This window comes from Haladaptatus sp. AB643 (genome assembly GCF_024136975.1).
Taxonomy (GTDB): Archaea; Halobacteriota; Halobacteria; order Halobacteriales; family Haladaptataceae; genus Haladaptatus.
In genome coordinates this window covers 166,417-181,336 of sequence record NZ_JAMYJW010000011.1, presented here as the reverse complement: position 1 = coordinate 181,336, position 14,920 = coordinate 166,417, and the positions used below count along the sequence as shown (strand labels likewise).

Here is a 14,920-nt window from a genome sequence, read left to right as displayed (position 1 = left end):
CGCAACCTCAAGCAAGCGCTCGGCGAAATCGACCGGATGGCGAGTTCGCTCGGCCTCCCGGACACCGTTCGGGAGACCGCGAGCGTCATCTACCGCCGTGCGCTGGACGAAGACCTCCTGCCGGGCCGTTCCATCGAAGGCGTCGCGACCGGCGCGTTGTACGCCGCCGCTCGACAGGCGCGTACCCCGCGCAGTTTGGACGAGTTGACGGCCGTCTCACGCGTCGAGAAGGACGAAATCGCCCGAACGTATCGCTATATCGCCCGCGAACTCGGCCTCGAAATCGAACCCGCCGACCCGAAGAGCTACGTCCCACGGTTCGCGTCCGAACTCGATCTCTCGGACGAGACCGAACGACGTGCCCGCTCGTTGCTCGACACGGCGACGAAGAAGGGTCTCCACAGCGGGAAATCACCCGTCGGCCTCGCGGCCGCCGCCGTGTACGCCGCCGCACTCTTGACGAACGAGAAGGTGACACAGAGCGAGGTCAGCGACGTCGCGAACATCAGCGAAGTCACCATCCGAAACCGCTACCACGAACTACTCGACGCCGAGGAAGGAACGATCGCACCCTGAACGGGCGAAAAAGGACGACTTTTGGCTGACCGCCGACCGCGGCTACCGACTACGTTATTCGCAGCTACCGACTACGTTATTATCGGTCGTTCCACGCTTCGGCCAGCGACGGCCAGTAGGCGAAGAGGACGAGTCCGAACCAGAGGACGGCGAAGATGATAGCACCGCTCATCGTCGTCGTGGCGTAGTCGAAGAGCGACGCCGTCTGACCCGTCGGTGAAAACGTGTCGAAGATGACGTAGAGCGCGAAGAGGGCTGGAGCGCTCGCCAGCAGAATCGTTGCCGCAACGGCCAGCAGTTCGCCGGTCGCCCCGTCTGAGGACGAGCGCGAACGTGTTTCGGTTGCCATATCGGGTGCAAGTCGGCCGACTGGAATAATCTTTTTCCTCTCACGTTACGCGGTCGGTGTCGTACTGCGAGACGTACGAGACCAGCGCGAACAGTACGATGAGAACCGTCGCCGTGAGTGCCATGCCGAACAGCGCCATCGAGGTGGGACTCATCTCGAACAGCGAGACGCCGAACAACCGCAGTATCTTGTGTCGGTTTTGACCGGTCGCGCCGACCGTGAGTCCGATACCACCCGAGACGAGAACGATCGTTACGGCAGTGACGAGAAAGATGCGACGGCTCGAAAGGGTACGCTCGCTCATCGACGGAGATTGACACCCAGTCGGGTTAGGGCTTGCTACTTCGAACGGTCAAGCGCTTCCACAACCGTTCGAAGCGCGGTTGTGGGCACTCTCATCCGTTCACGGAGACGAAAAGTCGAGGGGTCAGCTGTCGCTTATTCGATGATCGCTTACTCGGCGGCGATGACGTCGTCGATGCGGACGATCATCGTCGCGGATTCGGTGGCGCTCTCGACGGCTTCGCTCTTGACGGCGGCGGGGTCGATGACGCCCTTCTCGACGGGGTCGGCGATTTCGCCGGTCTCGCCGGAGGAGATGATGCCTGCGCGGCCTTCCTCGGCGTCGTTCGCCGCACGGAGGTCGACGAGGGCGTCGATGGGATCCATGCCGGTGTTCTCCGCGAGGGTTCGCGGGAGCATTTCGATGGCGTCGGCGAACGCCTCGACGGCGAGCTGCTGGCGGCCTTCGATCCCCGCGGCGTCGTCGCGGACGCGGCCCGCGATGTTGATCTCGGTCGCACCGGCACCGGGGACGACGCTCTCGGTTTCGACGGCGTTGGCGACGACGTCGAGGGCGTCCTCGATGGCGCGCTCGACTTCGTCGACGACGTGTTCCGTTCCGCCGCGGACGAAGACGGTGACGGACTGTGCCTCGTCGGCACCTTCGACGAAGACGAGGTCCTCGTCGCCGTACTTCTCGACGCGGATGGAGTCGGCGTGGCCGAGGTCGTCGTCGTCGATGTCGTCCGGTTTACCCGTGCGCTTGCCGCCCGTGGACTGGGCGATGGCGCTCGTCATGTCGTCGTCGACGTCCTCGAAGGCGAGGATGCCGTGCTCGGCGAGGTACGAGGCCGTGCGGTCGTCGATGGAGGAGTGCGAGAAGACGACGTCGACTCCGGCGTCGGCGATGGAATCGGCGAGGTCGCGGAGCTGGTTGTCCTCGGCGTCCATCGCGGCGGTGAGCTGCTCGACGTTGTCGACGGAGTACTCGGCGTCGAGTTCCGTCTCGCGAACGCCGAAGGTGCCGTCGGTGGCGAGGATGGTCGCGTCCTCGACCGAGCGCGGCATGTTCTTGTGTGCGGGTTCGGCGTCGGCGACGATTCCCTCGACGAGTTCCGTCCCGCTGGAACTGCCGCCGACCTGCGTCAGAACGCGGATCTCGTCGCGGTCGAGTCCGTCGTCGGTTTCGACGCCGCGGACCGCGTTCACGACGACATCGGCGAGTCGCTGGGTCGTGATGTCACCGGTGCCCTTGCCGGTCATGCTGGATTCGGCGACCTGCTTCAGGAGGTCGTCGTCGATGTCGACGTCGAGCGAGAGGTCCTCGACGGCCTCGATGGCGATGTCACGAGCGCGGGCGTAGCCCTCCACGATGGTCGTGGCGTGGACGTCCTGTTCGAGGAGGTTCTCGGCCTTCGCGAGGAGTTCCCCGGCGAGGACCGCCGCCGTGGTCGTCCCGTCGCCGACTTCGTCCTCCTGTGTCTGGGAGACTTCGACGATCATCTGTGCGGCGGGGTGCTCGATGTCCATCGAGTCGAGAATCGTGACCCCGTCGTTCGTGATGACGACGTCGCCGTCGTCGGAGACGAGCATTTTGTCCATTCCGCGCGGGCCGAGCGTGGTGCGTACGGCCTCGCTGACCGCTTTCCCGGCCGTGATGTTGGAGGATTGAGCGTCCCGACCTTGTGTCCGTTCCGTGCCCTCGCTGAGGATGAACATCGGTCGTCCGCCCATGCGTCGCTGTCCGAATCCTGATTCTGACATACGTATAACGAATGATTGATGTTCTATATAAATCTTTTTACTCGGTTTGCCGAACGAGAGCAGGTTACACGCATCGACCGATAGATACAAACCCGATTGCCATCGAGGAATTTTCAGATGCTAGAACTGGAGCACCGGTTTCGTGTGGTGGACGTTCACGCCCGACTCCCCGTCGAGGAGTCGGTTACGGCGCGCGGTCGGGCCATCTCGCCCGACAAGTTGGAGCGCGAGTTCCACCAGGCGGGTGTCGTGAACGCCATCGTCTTCCCCGGTCCCGTCCAGGAGGGTTCGAGCTATCTCCGAGCGAACAACGCCGTCGCTCGGCGAAGCGTTGAACGCCCGTTTTTTGCGTTCGCCAGGATCAACGGTCCCCGCGACCCCGACGGGAGCGCCACGGCGCGCTTCCGAAACTTCCGCACGCACCGGAAGGACTGGCACACCTCCCCCGAAGACGTCGAGCAGTACGCCTACGACGACCGGTTCCACGGGTTCAAACTCGACCCGACCCACGACGGCCTTCCGGACGACGAGGTTCTCGACCGACTCGAAGACGTGAACCTTCCAGTCCTCGTCACCGCGGGCGACGGATTCTCCCCGGAAACCGCCGCAACGACACTCCTCGACCGCTCGTTCCCCGTGGTTCTCTCGCACTTCGGCGGCTTTCCGCTGAACCGTGATCTGATGGAGGACGCCATCGACCTGCTCGACTCGCACGACGACTGTTATCTGGACACGAGTTTCGTCCGCTACCGCGAGCAGATGGAACGTGCCGTCATGGAGCACCCCGACCGCGTCCTCTTCGGCAGCGGTGCCCCCCACGCCCATCCGAACGTCGCCGTCATGGAGATACTCACCCTCGACGTGCCCGAAGATGCCATGCGAAAAGTGTTCACCAACAATCCCTGTCGCGTCGTCGAGGCGCTCGCGCCGGACGAATGATCGTTCGGCGACGGGGTAAAATAGGTCCCGACGTTCGTTCTTTCTCGTCGTCGAACTGCTATTCCATCTCGGGTTCAACCTCGCGCCAATCGTAGCGTTCGACGGCGCGGTCGGCGCGGTCGGACAGTCCGTTCGGGTTTCGCGTATCGTCTCGGTCCCGGAAGCGTGCGACGAGGCCGTCTTTGGAACCCTTGGCGATTCCCTTGGCGACTTCCTTGCCGCAACTGGCCCAGAGGGACGGACGGGTATCGCCGGAGGCGACGTTCCCTCCGGCCGTTCGCGCGTCGCGGACGGCGTCGTGGATGGTCCGTCTGAACACGGTCAGTCGTGGCCCGTAGTTTTTGACCATGCGGTAGGAGAGCGAGCGGTATTTCGTCGCCCAATCGCGTTCGACACCCTTCTCGTCGGAATCCTCGCGGCGCACGGCCACTTCCGGAGCCCACGTGATGGAGCGTTCCAGTCCCGCGAGGCGATGGGCACAGTCGCGCGCGCCGCCGGTTTCGAGCGTTTCGTCGAAGCCATCCACGGCCTCGATGCCGTCACGGGTAAACGCGACGTTAACGCTCGAAAAGTAGGTCACGTCCCGGCCCGCTATCGTTCGCGTTTCGATCGTCTCGGTCGTCATCCCCGCCCGAACCATCCGATGGACGGGACCCGTGACCACGTCCGCGCCGTCCGCGAGGGCGTTCCGGATGCCGTCGTACCACGACTCCTCGACGGCGACCTCCTGGCCGAGGAACGCGATAACTTCGCCGGTGGCTTCGGCGAGGCCCGCGTTGCGCGCGACGTTCAGGTTTCGGTCGGAAATCTCGACGAGCGCGCTCACGTCGTCGCGCTCGCACACCATTCCCGTGGTTCCGTCCGTGGAGGGACCGTTTACCACGACGACCTCGGCGTCGGGGACGTATCGGGCGACCGCGTCGAGGGCGTCGCTCAGCGGTTCACGACCGTTGAGCGTCGGAACGACCACGGACAAGTCCATATCCGCTTTTCAGATACCGAGTACGTAAAAGCAATTCGGCACGTCGTTGTCAACTCTCGCGGGAAAAACGGACCAGTTTCCGACTACTCGACGCTCGTGTTCCAGTAGGAAACGGACGCGAGGTGGTCCCCGATAGCCGTTTCCCCGATTGTGGTGTCCATGTCCCGAATGCGCGTCGCGATGGCGTCGGGAATCTTACGGTAGAAACCGTAGGGCAGGATCCAATCGTGCTCGGAGTCGACCAACGAGAGGCCGGTCTCCCCGAGGAGTTTCTGCACGTCGTCCAGCGAGTACAACCGCGAACCCATCGGCAACAGCCAGTTGTAGAGACTTCGGGTGCTCGGTCCGGCGAACGTGTCGAAAAAGACCTGATCCTTCGAGACACGGCACATCTCGCTCAGGAACGAGGCTGGCGTGTTCGCGAGATGGAAAAACCGCATGGCAAACACGGTGTCGAAGTGGTCGTCCGGGAACGGGAGCCGGGCGGCGTCGCCGCGCATGAACTCCAGATGATCGGCGACCCCCGTGTTCCGCGCTTTGTGACGCCCCTGTTGGAGCATCGCCGCCGAGATGTCGAGTCCGACGATGTCCGCGCCCCGTTCGGCGAGCATGACGGTAAACCGGCCGGTACCGCAGGCTATTTCGAGGACGCGCTTCCCCTCGACCGGGCCGATAGCGTCGAGAACTGCTTGCTTCTCGCGGCGGTCGATGAGTCGGCCGCCACGGGAGAATCGCTTCTCTTCGTATTCCTCGGCCACCTCCGTAGCCTGATACCACTCCTGTCCCTTCACACTTTCTTCGTCCGAACAACCTCACCCGAGGGATAAAACGGTACTGGATGTGGATAGCGGGGCGGGGTTCACACTCACGGGATCCGTTTCCCGTGGCGGACGACCTGACAACACCCGTAGAGGAACGATTTTAGACGTCGGTCGCGTACCTCCTTCGGGGTTTCCGATGACGACCTGTAATCACTGTGGTGGCGACTTCACCGCGGCGGACCTCGTGCGCCACGAATACGAAACCATGATCATCGTCCACTGTCCGGACTGTGGCTGTGTCCTCGGCCAGTACAACCGTCACAGCGGACCGCCGAAGACCGACCGCCAGCGGTAGGTAGAGTGGGTGGGCCGATCATCCGCCGGTTACGACTCGATCGGGACGAATCCGGATGATGACGCGGGCACCCTCCTCCTGACCGAGGTTCGGATACTCGTCTTGGCCCATGTACCGCTTGGTGAGTTCGTTGGCGTGTTCGACCGCGCCGTCCTCCGTGACCGCCTCGACTTCGCCGCGAACCGAAACGAATCGGTACGGGTCGTCCGGATCGAGGATGGAGAGTCCGACCTTCGGATTCCGCCTGACGTTTCGTTCCTTCTGTCGGCCTTCCGCGGTGTTCACGAGGAGGTAATCGCCGTCGTATCCCACCCAAACGGGCGTCACCTGCGGCGTTCCGTCCGGCATGACGGTGGCGAAGTTGGCGAACGCTTTCCTCTCGAACAGGTCTCGAAACTCCTCGGGTATCGATTCCATACCTATCTCACGCCGTGAAGAACGGTGTAGTTTCCCCCCAACCTATCATGGCATTTAAATGTGATATAATGACGTTTAAGGTGTCGATATTGTATGTACACACCTATAGCCAACGTTTACCATCTTGCCCCGGTCGCATGCTATATATGAGCACGACTGTACCAGAACCAGCAGGTGAATTTCGTGAACGACTCCGTGAACTACCCCCCAGCGCCAAACTCGTCGCCAAGGTACTGGAAACCGAAGAACCGCTGACGCAGGGCGAACTCGCGGAGGAATCGCTGCTTCCGGACCGAACCGTCCGCTACGCCCTGACCCGTCTCGAAGAGCAGGATCTCATCGTCTCGCGCCACAGTTTCCGCGACGCGCGAAAGCAGGTCTACCTCCTCAACAACTAAAACTACGCTTCCCTGGGTTTTCTCGCCGATATTCGGCCCTCTTCTTCCTGACGAGCGACGCCCACGAACGGGAAGCCTTTCCCGGTCGCGTCCTACCTCCCTCGCATGAACCCGATTCCCGTGCCGACCGAGACGCTGGCACCTCATGGGGCGACGAACGCATACGTCGTCGGTGGCGTCCTCATCGACCCGGCAGGGCGAACCGAGGAACTCGACCGGGCCGTGAACGGGACGAATATCACCGATATCGTTCTCACCCACACCCACCCCGACCACGTCGGTGGGGTCGCCCACTACGCCGAAGTTTGTGACGCGACGGTATGGGCACGGTACGGACACGAAGAACGGTTCGCTGACGCGACTGGAACCGACCCCGACCGGACGTTTCGGGAAGGATCGAAAGTCGGCCCGCTGACCGTCATCGAAACGCCGGGTCACGCCCCGGACCACGTCGCGTTCGCCACCGACGAGGGGATCATTTCGGGCGATCTCGCCGTCGCGGAGGGAAGCGTCGTCGTCGCGGCCGGGGAAGGAGACCTTCGTGCCTACCTCACGTCGCTCCGGAGACTGTACGCAAAGAATCCGGCGGCGCTGTATCCGGGCCACGGGCCGGTCATCGAGGAACCACGAGCGACGATTTGGCGACTCATCGACCACCGACTGCACCGTGAAGGACGCGTTCTCGACGCGGTCCGTGGCGGTGCCCGAACGCTCTCGGAGGTCACGGACGCGGCCTACGACAAGGACATCTCCGGCGTCCGGGAGTTCGCGGAGCGAACCGTGGCCGCCCATCTGGAAAAGCTGGCGGTCGAGGGGAAAGTGGCGTGGGATGGCGAACGCGCGGTGCCGAACTGAGTCGGCCGACACCCACAACGATTTTCATTCCACAAACGAACCGTTCCCCGTGGAAACTCTCGAAGCCGAATTGGAACGAGCGAACTCGCTCGACACGGCCGACCTCGCCGATGCAATCGAGGACATCGGATTCGAGTGTACGCGCTGTGGTGCCTGCTGTACGAGCGAAGCGGACGACCCCCACACCGCCACCGTCTTCCCCGACGAAGTGCGCGAGCTACAGGCGGCGACGGAGTACGACTTCCGGGACGTGGCCCGGCCCATGCCGTTCGGGCTGACGGCGGACGGCGACGGCGAGACGTTCGAATGGGCGCTTCAAACCGATGACTGCGGCGACTGCCAATTCTACGAGGACGGTATCGGCGCGTGTTCGGTGCATCCCGACCGCCCGCTCATCTGTCAAACGTACCCCTTCAGCGTGGCGCTCGGCGGAACGAGCCAACCGATGGGCGACCCCGTGGACGAATCGGGAATGGTTCGCGCCCACGAATGCGAAGGTCTCGGCCGGGACATCGACAGGGAACACGCGGAGGAACTCGCGGCGGCGCTCAAAACCCGTGCCATCCGCGAACTCGAAGAGGCAATCGGTGTGCGCGACAACTACGAACCCGCGGACCCCGCCCCCGGAGAGATCGTTGTCCACGACTCCGAAGGCGCGAAAAACCCCGACGGGACGACGTACGGCAAGTGATCTTCTCACGGCGAGTGGACGGCGCGAGCGCCGCCCACGAGCGAGAGGTCGGTGACACGGCCGCCGAAATCAACGAACCGGACGATTACCTGTCCCTGGCGCTTCTATCGAAGGACCTCCGGTTTTTCGGAAGGGAGATGATGCAAGCTACTGGTTCGGACGTTTTCACGAAAGTAGGCCCAAACCCGCGCCAATCGTGTGGATTTCGGCTTCTAACGGCAGCAAACGGTGGCGTTCGATAATTCTTTAATGGTTGACTACTTGGTTTCACGTGGAGGTCTACGAGCCTTGGAAATCTCTGATAAACTCCTGTGTCTGTTCAGCGGTGATGTTACTCTCAACGGCGACGAATACGTTGTCTCGATACCACGCCGTGAAATCGATACGGGTTCGGTCGAACCGGGAGAAACCTACCGTGTCGCGCTAATCTCGCGAGAAACGGAAGAGGAATCGGACGAAGAACAAGAAACGACCGCGACTTCGACGCAACCGAGTACGGGCAGTTCCGTCTCGTCGGAACCACAGCCACCCGTCGAAGCCGGTGAAATCCGCTACGTCGAGGTCGAAGACATCGGCAAACAGGGAGATGGCATTGCCCGCGTCGAACGCGGTTACGTCATTATCGTTCCCGGTGCGGAGATCGGCGAACGCGTGAAGGTCGAAATCACGGAAGTGAAATCGAACTTCGCTGTCGGCGAAATCATCGAGGAAGAGTTCTAAAACGACCTTTTACGACGGTCGAGAGTTCGTCGCGGGTCGAATCGACCCGCGACGAACCGTCTCCCTGTAAAAGCTCGACCAAAAGCACTCCTTCTTCACTTCGCTTTGGAAGACGCGAAGCGTCTTCCATGCTCTCGTTCAGTCGTCGGCCCGGAAAATCTTCGATTTTCCGGCAGCGTTGCCAGTGAGCGGGGGTTAGTTCGATGTTCCTTCTGGCGGTCCTGTTTCCGCCCTCTCGCTCGCCGAAAAATCGTCGTCGCTGAAAAATCCTTTTTCAGTCCGCGTTTCTGGAGACCGGTCCCCCGGCGAACTTGCTCAAGTCCACGTCCACCGTCTCGGCGAGGTCGTCCGGCGTCTCGTACGGGCGGTTGACGATGACGTTTCCGGCGCGCTGTTTTCCGAGGCCGGGAATCGCGGTGAGTTCGTCCATCGACGCGCTGTTCACGTCGAGCGGATACGGAACGCCCGTGACGGAGCGATAGCCGTGGTCCACGACGGCGACATCCATCGTCCGTCCGAGTTCGCGTTCCCCCGGAATCCCGACGAGGAGCGGGTAGGTGCCGAGTTGTCGCCCGAAGGTCCGACCGTCCTGATGGTATTCGAGGTGGACGTTGGGCAGGACTGTTCCCGGCGGGGTGACTCGCTGGAGCATCGGATTGTCTATCTCCTCCCTGACCTCGCTCTTGTACTGCTTGAACAGTCGCTTGTGATCGTCCGCGATTTGTGTCCCCACGGAGTTCATCTCGGTCCCCGAGAACGCCATCACCTGCCGGATGTTCACCCGGCGGAGCATCAGCCCCTCGTCGTACACCCGCTGGAGGAACTCGCGGTTGTGGTCGAACGTCTCCTTCCGCTCGCCTTTCAACCCGTGGAGCAGGTTGATTCCCGGCAGGAGCTTCGGAAGGCGGTTCGTCGCGTCGGGACCGTGCGTCGGGGCCGCTTCCGAACTCTCGCCGGGTCGCCATCCCGCCTCCTCGTTGACGATTTCCACCGCCTGGAAACACTCCTCGGCGGAGACGTTCAGGTTGTTCTGCTCCTGCACCACGGGGTCGGCCGATTCCAATCCGAACGCGGCGGTGTCGCCCGGCGTGTTGTGCTCGGCGATGACCCGAATGCCCTCGCGGGACAGTTCGGGCCACTCCACGATGGTGATGGGGTTCATGTTGTCGAGGTGGAGCGTGCCGAGGTCGGGGACGGCTTCCCGAATCCCGCCGTACAACTCCCGGAGCGCGTCCGGGTTCGGTTTCTCGCCGTTGCCGCCGTAGGCGAGGATGTCGGCCTGTCGGCCCAGTCGGAAGTGGCGGACGCCGCGGTTCGAGAGGCCGTCAACCTCCGCGATCACGGACTCGGGTTCGCGGAACGCCGGGTTGCCGTACAGCGGTTCCGTGCAGAACGAGCATCTGTAGGGACAGCCCCGCGAGGTCTCCATCTCGCAGATGAGGTACTCCGGATGGTTCGGATGCTGTTCGACGACGAACGCGCCCGCCGCCGCCCAGCGGTCTATCTCCTCGTTGTCGCGCATCCGGTTGTTGAAACCCTCCAGACCGCTTTCCACGAGGTCCGCGGCGGCGGCTTCCACGTCGCCCTTCGCCACGAAGTCGAAGTCGAGGTCGTCGCGCTCGGTTTGGGTTCCGCCCGCGTTTTCGTCTCCGACGCCGAACTTGACGGGGCCGCCCATCAGGCTCGTGCCGTCGGCCGTCCACGCCATCTTCCGCACCTCGTCCGGTTCGGCGGGCGTCCCGCCGACGTACTTGCCGGGCACCGTCATCCCGCCGATGTAGACGAACAGGTCGGCGTCGGCCACGTCGGCCCACTTCGAAGTATCGTCCCGCAGTTCGTCGATGGTGTGGTAGGTGATCCGTTCCTCGGGAACCCCCGCGTCCACCAGCGCTCCGGCAGTGTAGCGCGGGTACGTCGAGATGTACGGCGGCACGCCGAAGTGAGCCGGTTCGTCGACGTAGCCGTCCACGAGCGTCACGTCGAGAGTCGCGGGGTCAGTCATTACCCGCCTTTGTGACTGGGCGGATAAAACGGTGACTACGTCGAACGCGACGACGACGGGGAACACGCAAGTGTGGAAGTCGTTCGCTAGGAAATGGCTCCAACTCTGATGCGAACTCAAGAGTGACAAAAAAGGCCCAGAAAGCCCCCGCCCGCTCGCGGTCGCTGTGCAGGATATTCTGGCCTCTCCGCACCACCCGATTCCTTCGCTCGTTACACTCGCTCACTCATCCCTCGCACGATTCTGACGAGACGGCGAGGATGACCACTATCTTCGCCGTCTCGTCAGCGTGCGCCACTCGGCTGGACGGGGTGGGGCTTTCGAGGACTGCCTCTCAGTAACTCCAATCACACAATCAAAACCAACCACAACTCGTACTCCCCGAACCACCAATCCTAGCCGAAGTCCACGCGTTTATTTTCGTTCGGTACGTATCCATGCGTATGCCTGCGACGCTTGAGGTCAAGTGTACGGACGACGACTGCGAGATGGACATGTTCGAACTGCACTACACCTACGATATGCCGGACGATGTGGGTGTGGACGACTTCCAGTGCCCGTACTGCGGCGAAACCGATTGCCTCGAAGCCATCGAGCTATGACGCTCCGCGACCTCGGGCGCTCGACCGTAACGGCCGTCGCATCCAAGGTCGGCCGTGCCGCGAGCAAGGTACAGGAATCACGTCCCATCCCGGCCGACCTGCTCGAAAGCGAGGACGCCTACCTCGTCGTGTTCGATGCGGCGGGTGCGACCGGTAGCGACGTGCAAGTCCGATTCGTCGAGGACTCCGTCCTCGTTCGGATCGACCGCTTCCGCGACTTCCACGAGGGGTTCGACATGGTGTTCCCCGGTCGCGGAATGTCGCTCGACGGGGAGGTCGAACTCCCGTCCGATGCGAAGGTCGATGCGAACGAAGCGACGGCGACGCTGACCGACTCGGGGACGCTCCGCGTGACCGTTCCGAAGTCCGAATAACCTACTCGACGGCCATTCCTTCCACGATTTCGAACTCCTCGTCGCCAGCGAAGCGTGTCGGGTCGAACTCCGGGATGCCGCCCTCGCCGAGCACGTCCTTCGCGATGGCTTCGCCGAGCGCCGGGGAGCGCATGAACCCGTGGCCCTGCCAGCCAGCGGCGACGTAGCAGTTCGGTCTGAATTCGCCGAGCAACGGGTCGTAGTCCGGCGTCGCGGTGCAGAGCCCCGCCCACGCGCGTTCGACGGTCGGTTCCGACGCCGATTCGAGTTCCGTATCCGATCCGAAATCGAGCCGGTGGGAGAGCCGTTCCTCCATGGCGGCGACGAACGCGTCGTCGCTTTCGTGTTTCCAATCGGTGGGGTCGCTCTCGACATCCTCGGTGCCGTCCCCGGCCAGAAGTCCCTCGGGGTGTGGCCGGAGGTAGTAGCCTTCGGTGGCGTCGTACAGCATCGGCGTGTCGGCGTCGAACTCGCAGGTGAGCGCCTGCACGCGGTACGGTTTGAGCGCGACGGGGATTCCCACCTCCGCGAACACGCGTTTCGTATGCGACCCGGCCGCGACGACGATGGCGTCGAACGATTCGCCGGAAGCGTCGCCGTCGACCAGCGGAACGATTCGAGGGTCGTCCGACCCCTCGTCCCCCAGTCGAACACGAACCGGCGTCTCGGTTCGAATCTCAGCGCCCTCCGTCTCCGCTTCCGCCGCCATCATCCCGGCGTAGCTTCCGGGGTCGGTACAGCCTGTGTTGCGGGCGATTGCGGCGACGCCGACGTCCTCGACGTTCACCGTCGGAAACCGCTCTTTTAGTTCCGATGCGTGGATGAACGCGACGTCTCGCCCCTGTTCGCGCATTCGAGGCACCTGCTCGCGAATCGCGGCGGCGGGCTTCTCGTCGCCGGTGCGGGCGAACCAGACGTACGGCGTCTCCACGAACTCGAACCCTCCCGTTCCGGAAAACTCACGGAAGCGCTCTATCGCCCGGCTCCCGATCCGGGCGTCCTCCGGCGCGGCGAAGGCGTCGTAGAGCACGCCCGCCGCTCGCGAGGTGCTTTCACCTTCGTTCGGGATCTCGCCCGCCTCGAACAGCGTCACGTCGGCACCGCGTGCTGCGAGGTCGTGAGCGGCCGTCAGGCCCACAGCGCCGCCGCCGACGATGCCGACCTTCATCGGTGCTCCTGTGGCCACAGATCCGCGATATCCCGTTCGGCGAGCCACTCGACCAGCGCGGCGAGTTCGTCGCTGGACGTCGAGAGCAACCGTTCGCCCGCCTCGCGCGATCCGCGCGTCGGGTGCCCGACGACGCCGCTTTCGGAGAAGTCGGCCGTGTCGAACCCGACGTTGGCTCCGTGAACGTCCTCGCCCCACGCGTCGTTCGCGCCCGCCTCTGCCGCTTCGAGTGCGGCCTCGCGGACGAGTTCCTCGGCGACTTCGAGGAGCATGCTCGTCTCGATCTCGTCGGCGTGCGTAATCCCCATCCCGAACTCGTCTTCGAGCACGTCGCCGATACCGCTCCACCAGTTCCACGGGACGGCGTAGGCGACCTCCTCGCGTCGGACGCGGCGCGCGACCCGGCGGAGCGCGCCGTCGTTGCCTCCGTGCCCGTTCACGATGACGACCTTCCGAACGCCGTGGCTGGCGATGCTGGAGACGATGTCCGAGATGTAGTTCTCGAACGTCGTCGGGTCGGTCCACAGGGTCCCGTCGAACTGGCGGTGGTGTTCGCTGACCCCGACCGGAATCGTCGGGAGGACGACGACGTCGTCGCGTTCGGCGAGTTCCCCCGCGACCGCCTGTGCCGCCATGAAATCGGTTCCTAATGGGAGGGCTGGCCCGTGTTGTTCGACGCTTCCCGTCGGGAGTAATGCGACGTCCACGTCGGCGAGCGCGTCGTCCGCGGTGGTCGTCGTGTGTTCTGCAAGTCGGCTCATGACGGTTTGTATTGCAGCCGTGGTATTTGAAACTGGGTGTCGCGGCGATGGGCGAAAAAACGGACGTACGGGACGAGTTCGGCCGTTATCAACCGAGGAACGAGTCGAGTCCGCGGGCGGGATAGCCGACCACGAGGTCGGCCCCGGCCGTCTTCAGTTCCTCGACCCGTTCGCCGATTTCCCGTTCGGTTCCGACGAGCGCGAAATCACGGCTCGCCGCCGACAGGACGCGCCGTGCGCGGCCGTCGGCGCTGGCATCCGTCGGTGCATCGTCCGGGAGCGCCCGTGCCACGGGCCGTCGTCGGGAGACGTACGCCCCGACCGAATCGAGAATCGTGTCCTCGTCGTCCGTGAGGACGGTTGGGGCGTACACCGCGACCGTTCCCTCGAATCCGGCCGAGCGAAGCGCTCGGACGTCCCGGTCGGTCGAGCGCGACAGCAGTTCGAACTGCGTCGCGCCCGTGGCGGTGGCGATTCGCTCGATCCCTTCGGTGCCGACCCACGCGTCGGGCGAGCGCTCCAGCGCCGCGCCGAGGCGCGGCGCGACCGCACGTCGTTTCTCCTCGTCGTCGAGATACGCCGAATGTCCAGCGACGAACACCGTTCCAACCGCCTCCGGGAGTCGGTCGAACAGCGAATCGTCGCCGAGGGGGTCGAACCCGTCGGCCCGGATCGGCACCGTCATCAGGACGTTCTTCGCCGCCGCCAGTTCGCGGAGCACCGCCTCGTCGGGGAGATGCTCGCGCCCTTCGTAGTCGATGGTGATCGTCTCGAACGGCAAGTCGTGCGCTCGCCGCACGTCACACTCTGCGGGTTTCAGTGCGGCGGCGTCGAGTCCCGTGCGGGCGAGGGCGTGGCTACTGGTTAGCATCGATACCTCCGGTAATCAGAACGAGTTGGCTACTGTTCTCGCGGAACGCGATC

The 14,920-nt window shown here is 63.6% G+C and carries 19 protein-coding genes and 1 pseudogene; 10 read left to right on the top strand and 10 right to left on the bottom strand.

The features are described from left to right. Positions 1–576: pseudogene (locus tag NKF25_RS19485) on the top strand (transcription initiation factor IIB 2); the annotation flags it as partial. A 79-nt stretch (positions 577–655) separates the two neighbouring features. On the opposite strand, the gene NKF25_RS19480 reads toward NKF25_RS19485, so the two are convergent. From NKF25_RS19480 to thsA, 3 genes are all read right to left on the bottom strand, one after another. After that, the gene (locus tag NKF25_RS19480; protein WP_253228296.1) at positions 656–925 is read right to left on the bottom strand and encodes a hypothetical protein; all 270 of its coding nucleotides are present in this window, start codon (positions 923–925) and stop codon (positions 656–658) included. A gap of 40 nt (positions 926–965) precedes the next feature. After that, on the bottom strand, positions 966–1,229 hold the full coding sequence (locus NKF25_RS19475) for a hypothetical protein (protein ID WP_253228295.1): 264 nt from the start codon (positions 1,227–1,229) through the stop codon (positions 966–968). Between the two features lie 149 nt (positions 1,230–1,378). Then, complete coding sequence (thsA, locus tag NKF25_RS19470) at positions 1,379–2,941, bottom strand: thermosome subunit alpha (protein WP_253228303.1); 1,563 nt, start codon at positions 2,939–2,941, stop codon at positions 1,379–1,381. Positions 2,942–3,088: 147 nt separating this feature from the next. Between thsA and NKF25_RS19465 the strand changes: the two genes are divergently transcribed. Further along, the gene (locus NKF25_RS19465; RefSeq protein WP_253228294.1) at positions 3,089–3,910 is read left to right on the top strand and encodes an amidohydrolase family protein; all 822 of its coding nucleotides are present in this window, start codon (positions 3,089–3,091) and stop codon (positions 3,908–3,910) included. A 58-nt stretch (positions 3,911–3,968) separates the two neighbouring features. Here NKF25_RS19465 and NKF25_RS19460 read toward each other — a convergent pair whose 3' ends face one another. Together NKF25_RS19460 and NKF25_RS19455 are read right to left on the bottom strand one after the other, a co-directional pair. Next, positions 3,969–4,892: a glycosyltransferase gene (locus NKF25_RS19460; RefSeq protein WP_253228293.1), complete on the bottom strand. Its 924-nt coding sequence runs from the start codon at positions 4,890–4,892 to the stop codon at positions 3,969–3,971. A gap of 83 nt (positions 4,893–4,975) precedes the next feature. Beyond that, a complete protein-coding gene (locus tag NKF25_RS19455; RefSeq protein ID WP_253228292.1) occupies positions 4,976–5,683 on the bottom strand; it encodes a methyltransferase domain-containing protein in 708 nt (235 codons plus the stop codon). A 166-nt stretch (positions 5,684–5,849) separates the two neighbouring features. On the opposite strand from NKF25_RS19455, the gene NKF25_RS19450 reads away from it, so the two are divergent. Beyond that, a complete protein-coding gene (locus NKF25_RS19450; RefSeq protein ID WP_253228291.1) occupies positions 5,850–6,008 on the top strand; it encodes a hypothetical protein in 159 nt (52 codons plus the stop codon). Between the two features lie 18 nt (positions 6,009–6,026). On the opposite strand, the gene NKF25_RS19445 is transcribed toward NKF25_RS19450, so the two are convergent. Next, positions 6,027–6,425: a PPOX class F420-dependent oxidoreductase gene (locus tag NKF25_RS19445; protein ID WP_253228290.1), complete on the bottom strand. Its 399-nt coding sequence runs from the start codon at positions 6,423–6,425 to the stop codon at positions 6,027–6,029. Positions 6,426–6,562: 137 nt separating this feature from the next. Between NKF25_RS19445 and NKF25_RS19440 the strand changes: the two genes are divergently transcribed. The 5 genes from NKF25_RS19440 to NKF25_RS19420 all read left to right on the top strand — a co-directional run bounded on the left by NKF25_RS19440 (position 6,563) and on the right by NKF25_RS19420 (position 9,089). After that, positions 6,563–6,823, top strand: a complete 261-nt coding sequence (locus NKF25_RS19440) for a helix-turn-helix domain-containing protein (RefSeq protein ID WP_150123095.1) — start codon at positions 6,563–6,565, stop codon at positions 6,821–6,823. A gap of 105 nt (positions 6,824–6,928) precedes the next feature. Beyond that, positions 6,929–7,678 carry an MBL fold metallo-hydrolase gene (locus NKF25_RS19435; protein WP_253228289.1) on the top strand — a complete coding sequence of 250 codons (750 nt, stop codon included), beginning with the start codon at positions 6,929–6,931 and terminating at the stop codon, positions 7,676–7,678. Positions 7,679–7,727: 49 nt separating this feature from the next. Next, positions 7,728–8,369 (top strand): YkgJ family cysteine cluster protein, encoded by a 642-nt coding sequence (locus tag NKF25_RS19430; protein ID WP_253228288.1) that lies wholly within the window; start codon positions 7,728–7,730, stop codon positions 8,367–8,369. After that, positions 8,366–8,611: a hypothetical protein gene (locus tag NKF25_RS19425; protein ID WP_253228287.1), complete on the top strand. Its 246-nt coding sequence runs from the start codon at positions 8,366–8,368 to the stop codon at positions 8,609–8,611. Before NKF25_RS19430 ends, NKF25_RS19425 begins: the two co-directional genes overlap by 4 nt. 46 nt (positions 8,612–8,657) lie before the next feature. After that, positions 8,658–9,089, top strand: a complete 432-nt coding sequence (locus NKF25_RS19420) for a TRAM domain-containing protein (RefSeq protein WP_066143533.1) — start codon at positions 8,658–8,660, stop codon at positions 9,087–9,089. Positions 9,090–9,363: 274 nt separating this feature from the next. Here the strand turns inward: NKF25_RS19420 and NKF25_RS19415 are convergent, their stop codons facing one another. Beyond that, positions 9,364–11,091 carry a radical SAM protein gene (locus NKF25_RS19415; RefSeq protein ID WP_253228286.1) on the bottom strand — a complete coding sequence of 576 codons (1,728 nt, stop codon included), beginning with the start codon at positions 11,089–11,091 and terminating at the stop codon, positions 9,364–9,366. Positions 11,092–11,534: 443 nt separating this feature from the next. Here NKF25_RS19415 and NKF25_RS19410 point away from each other — a divergent pair, with 443 nt between their 5' ends. After that, complete coding sequence (locus tag NKF25_RS19410; RefSeq protein ID WP_253228285.1) at positions 11,535–11,693, top strand: hypothetical protein; 159 nt, start codon at positions 11,535–11,537, stop codon at positions 11,691–11,693. Then, complete coding sequence (locus tag NKF25_RS19405) at positions 11,690–12,067, top strand: Hsp20/alpha crystallin family protein (RefSeq protein ID WP_066143527.1); 378 nt, start codon at positions 11,690–11,692, stop codon at positions 12,065–12,067. The genes NKF25_RS19410 and NKF25_RS19405 overlap by 4 nt, the downstream gene beginning before the upstream one ends. 1 nt (position 12,068) lies before the next feature. Here the strand turns inward: NKF25_RS19405 and NKF25_RS19400 are convergent, their stop codons facing one another. From NKF25_RS19400 to NKF25_RS19390, 3 genes are all read right to left on the bottom strand, one after another. After that, positions 12,069–13,235: an FAD-dependent oxidoreductase gene (locus NKF25_RS19400; RefSeq protein WP_253228284.1), complete on the bottom strand. Its 1,167-nt coding sequence runs from the start codon at positions 13,233–13,235 to the stop codon at positions 12,069–12,071. Next, positions 13,232–13,996 (bottom strand): creatininase family protein, encoded by a 765-nt coding sequence (locus NKF25_RS19395; RefSeq protein ID WP_253228283.1) that lies wholly within the window; start codon positions 13,994–13,996, stop codon positions 13,232–13,234. The genes NKF25_RS19400 and NKF25_RS19395 overlap by 4 nt, the downstream gene beginning before the upstream one ends. Before the next feature lie 88 nt (positions 13,997–14,084). Beyond that, positions 14,085–14,867, bottom strand: coding sequence for a luciferase (locus tag NKF25_RS19390; protein ID WP_253228282.1), 783 nt, complete (start codon positions 14,865–14,867; stop codon positions 14,085–14,087). Between the last annotated feature and the right edge of the window lie 53 nt (positions 14,868–14,920).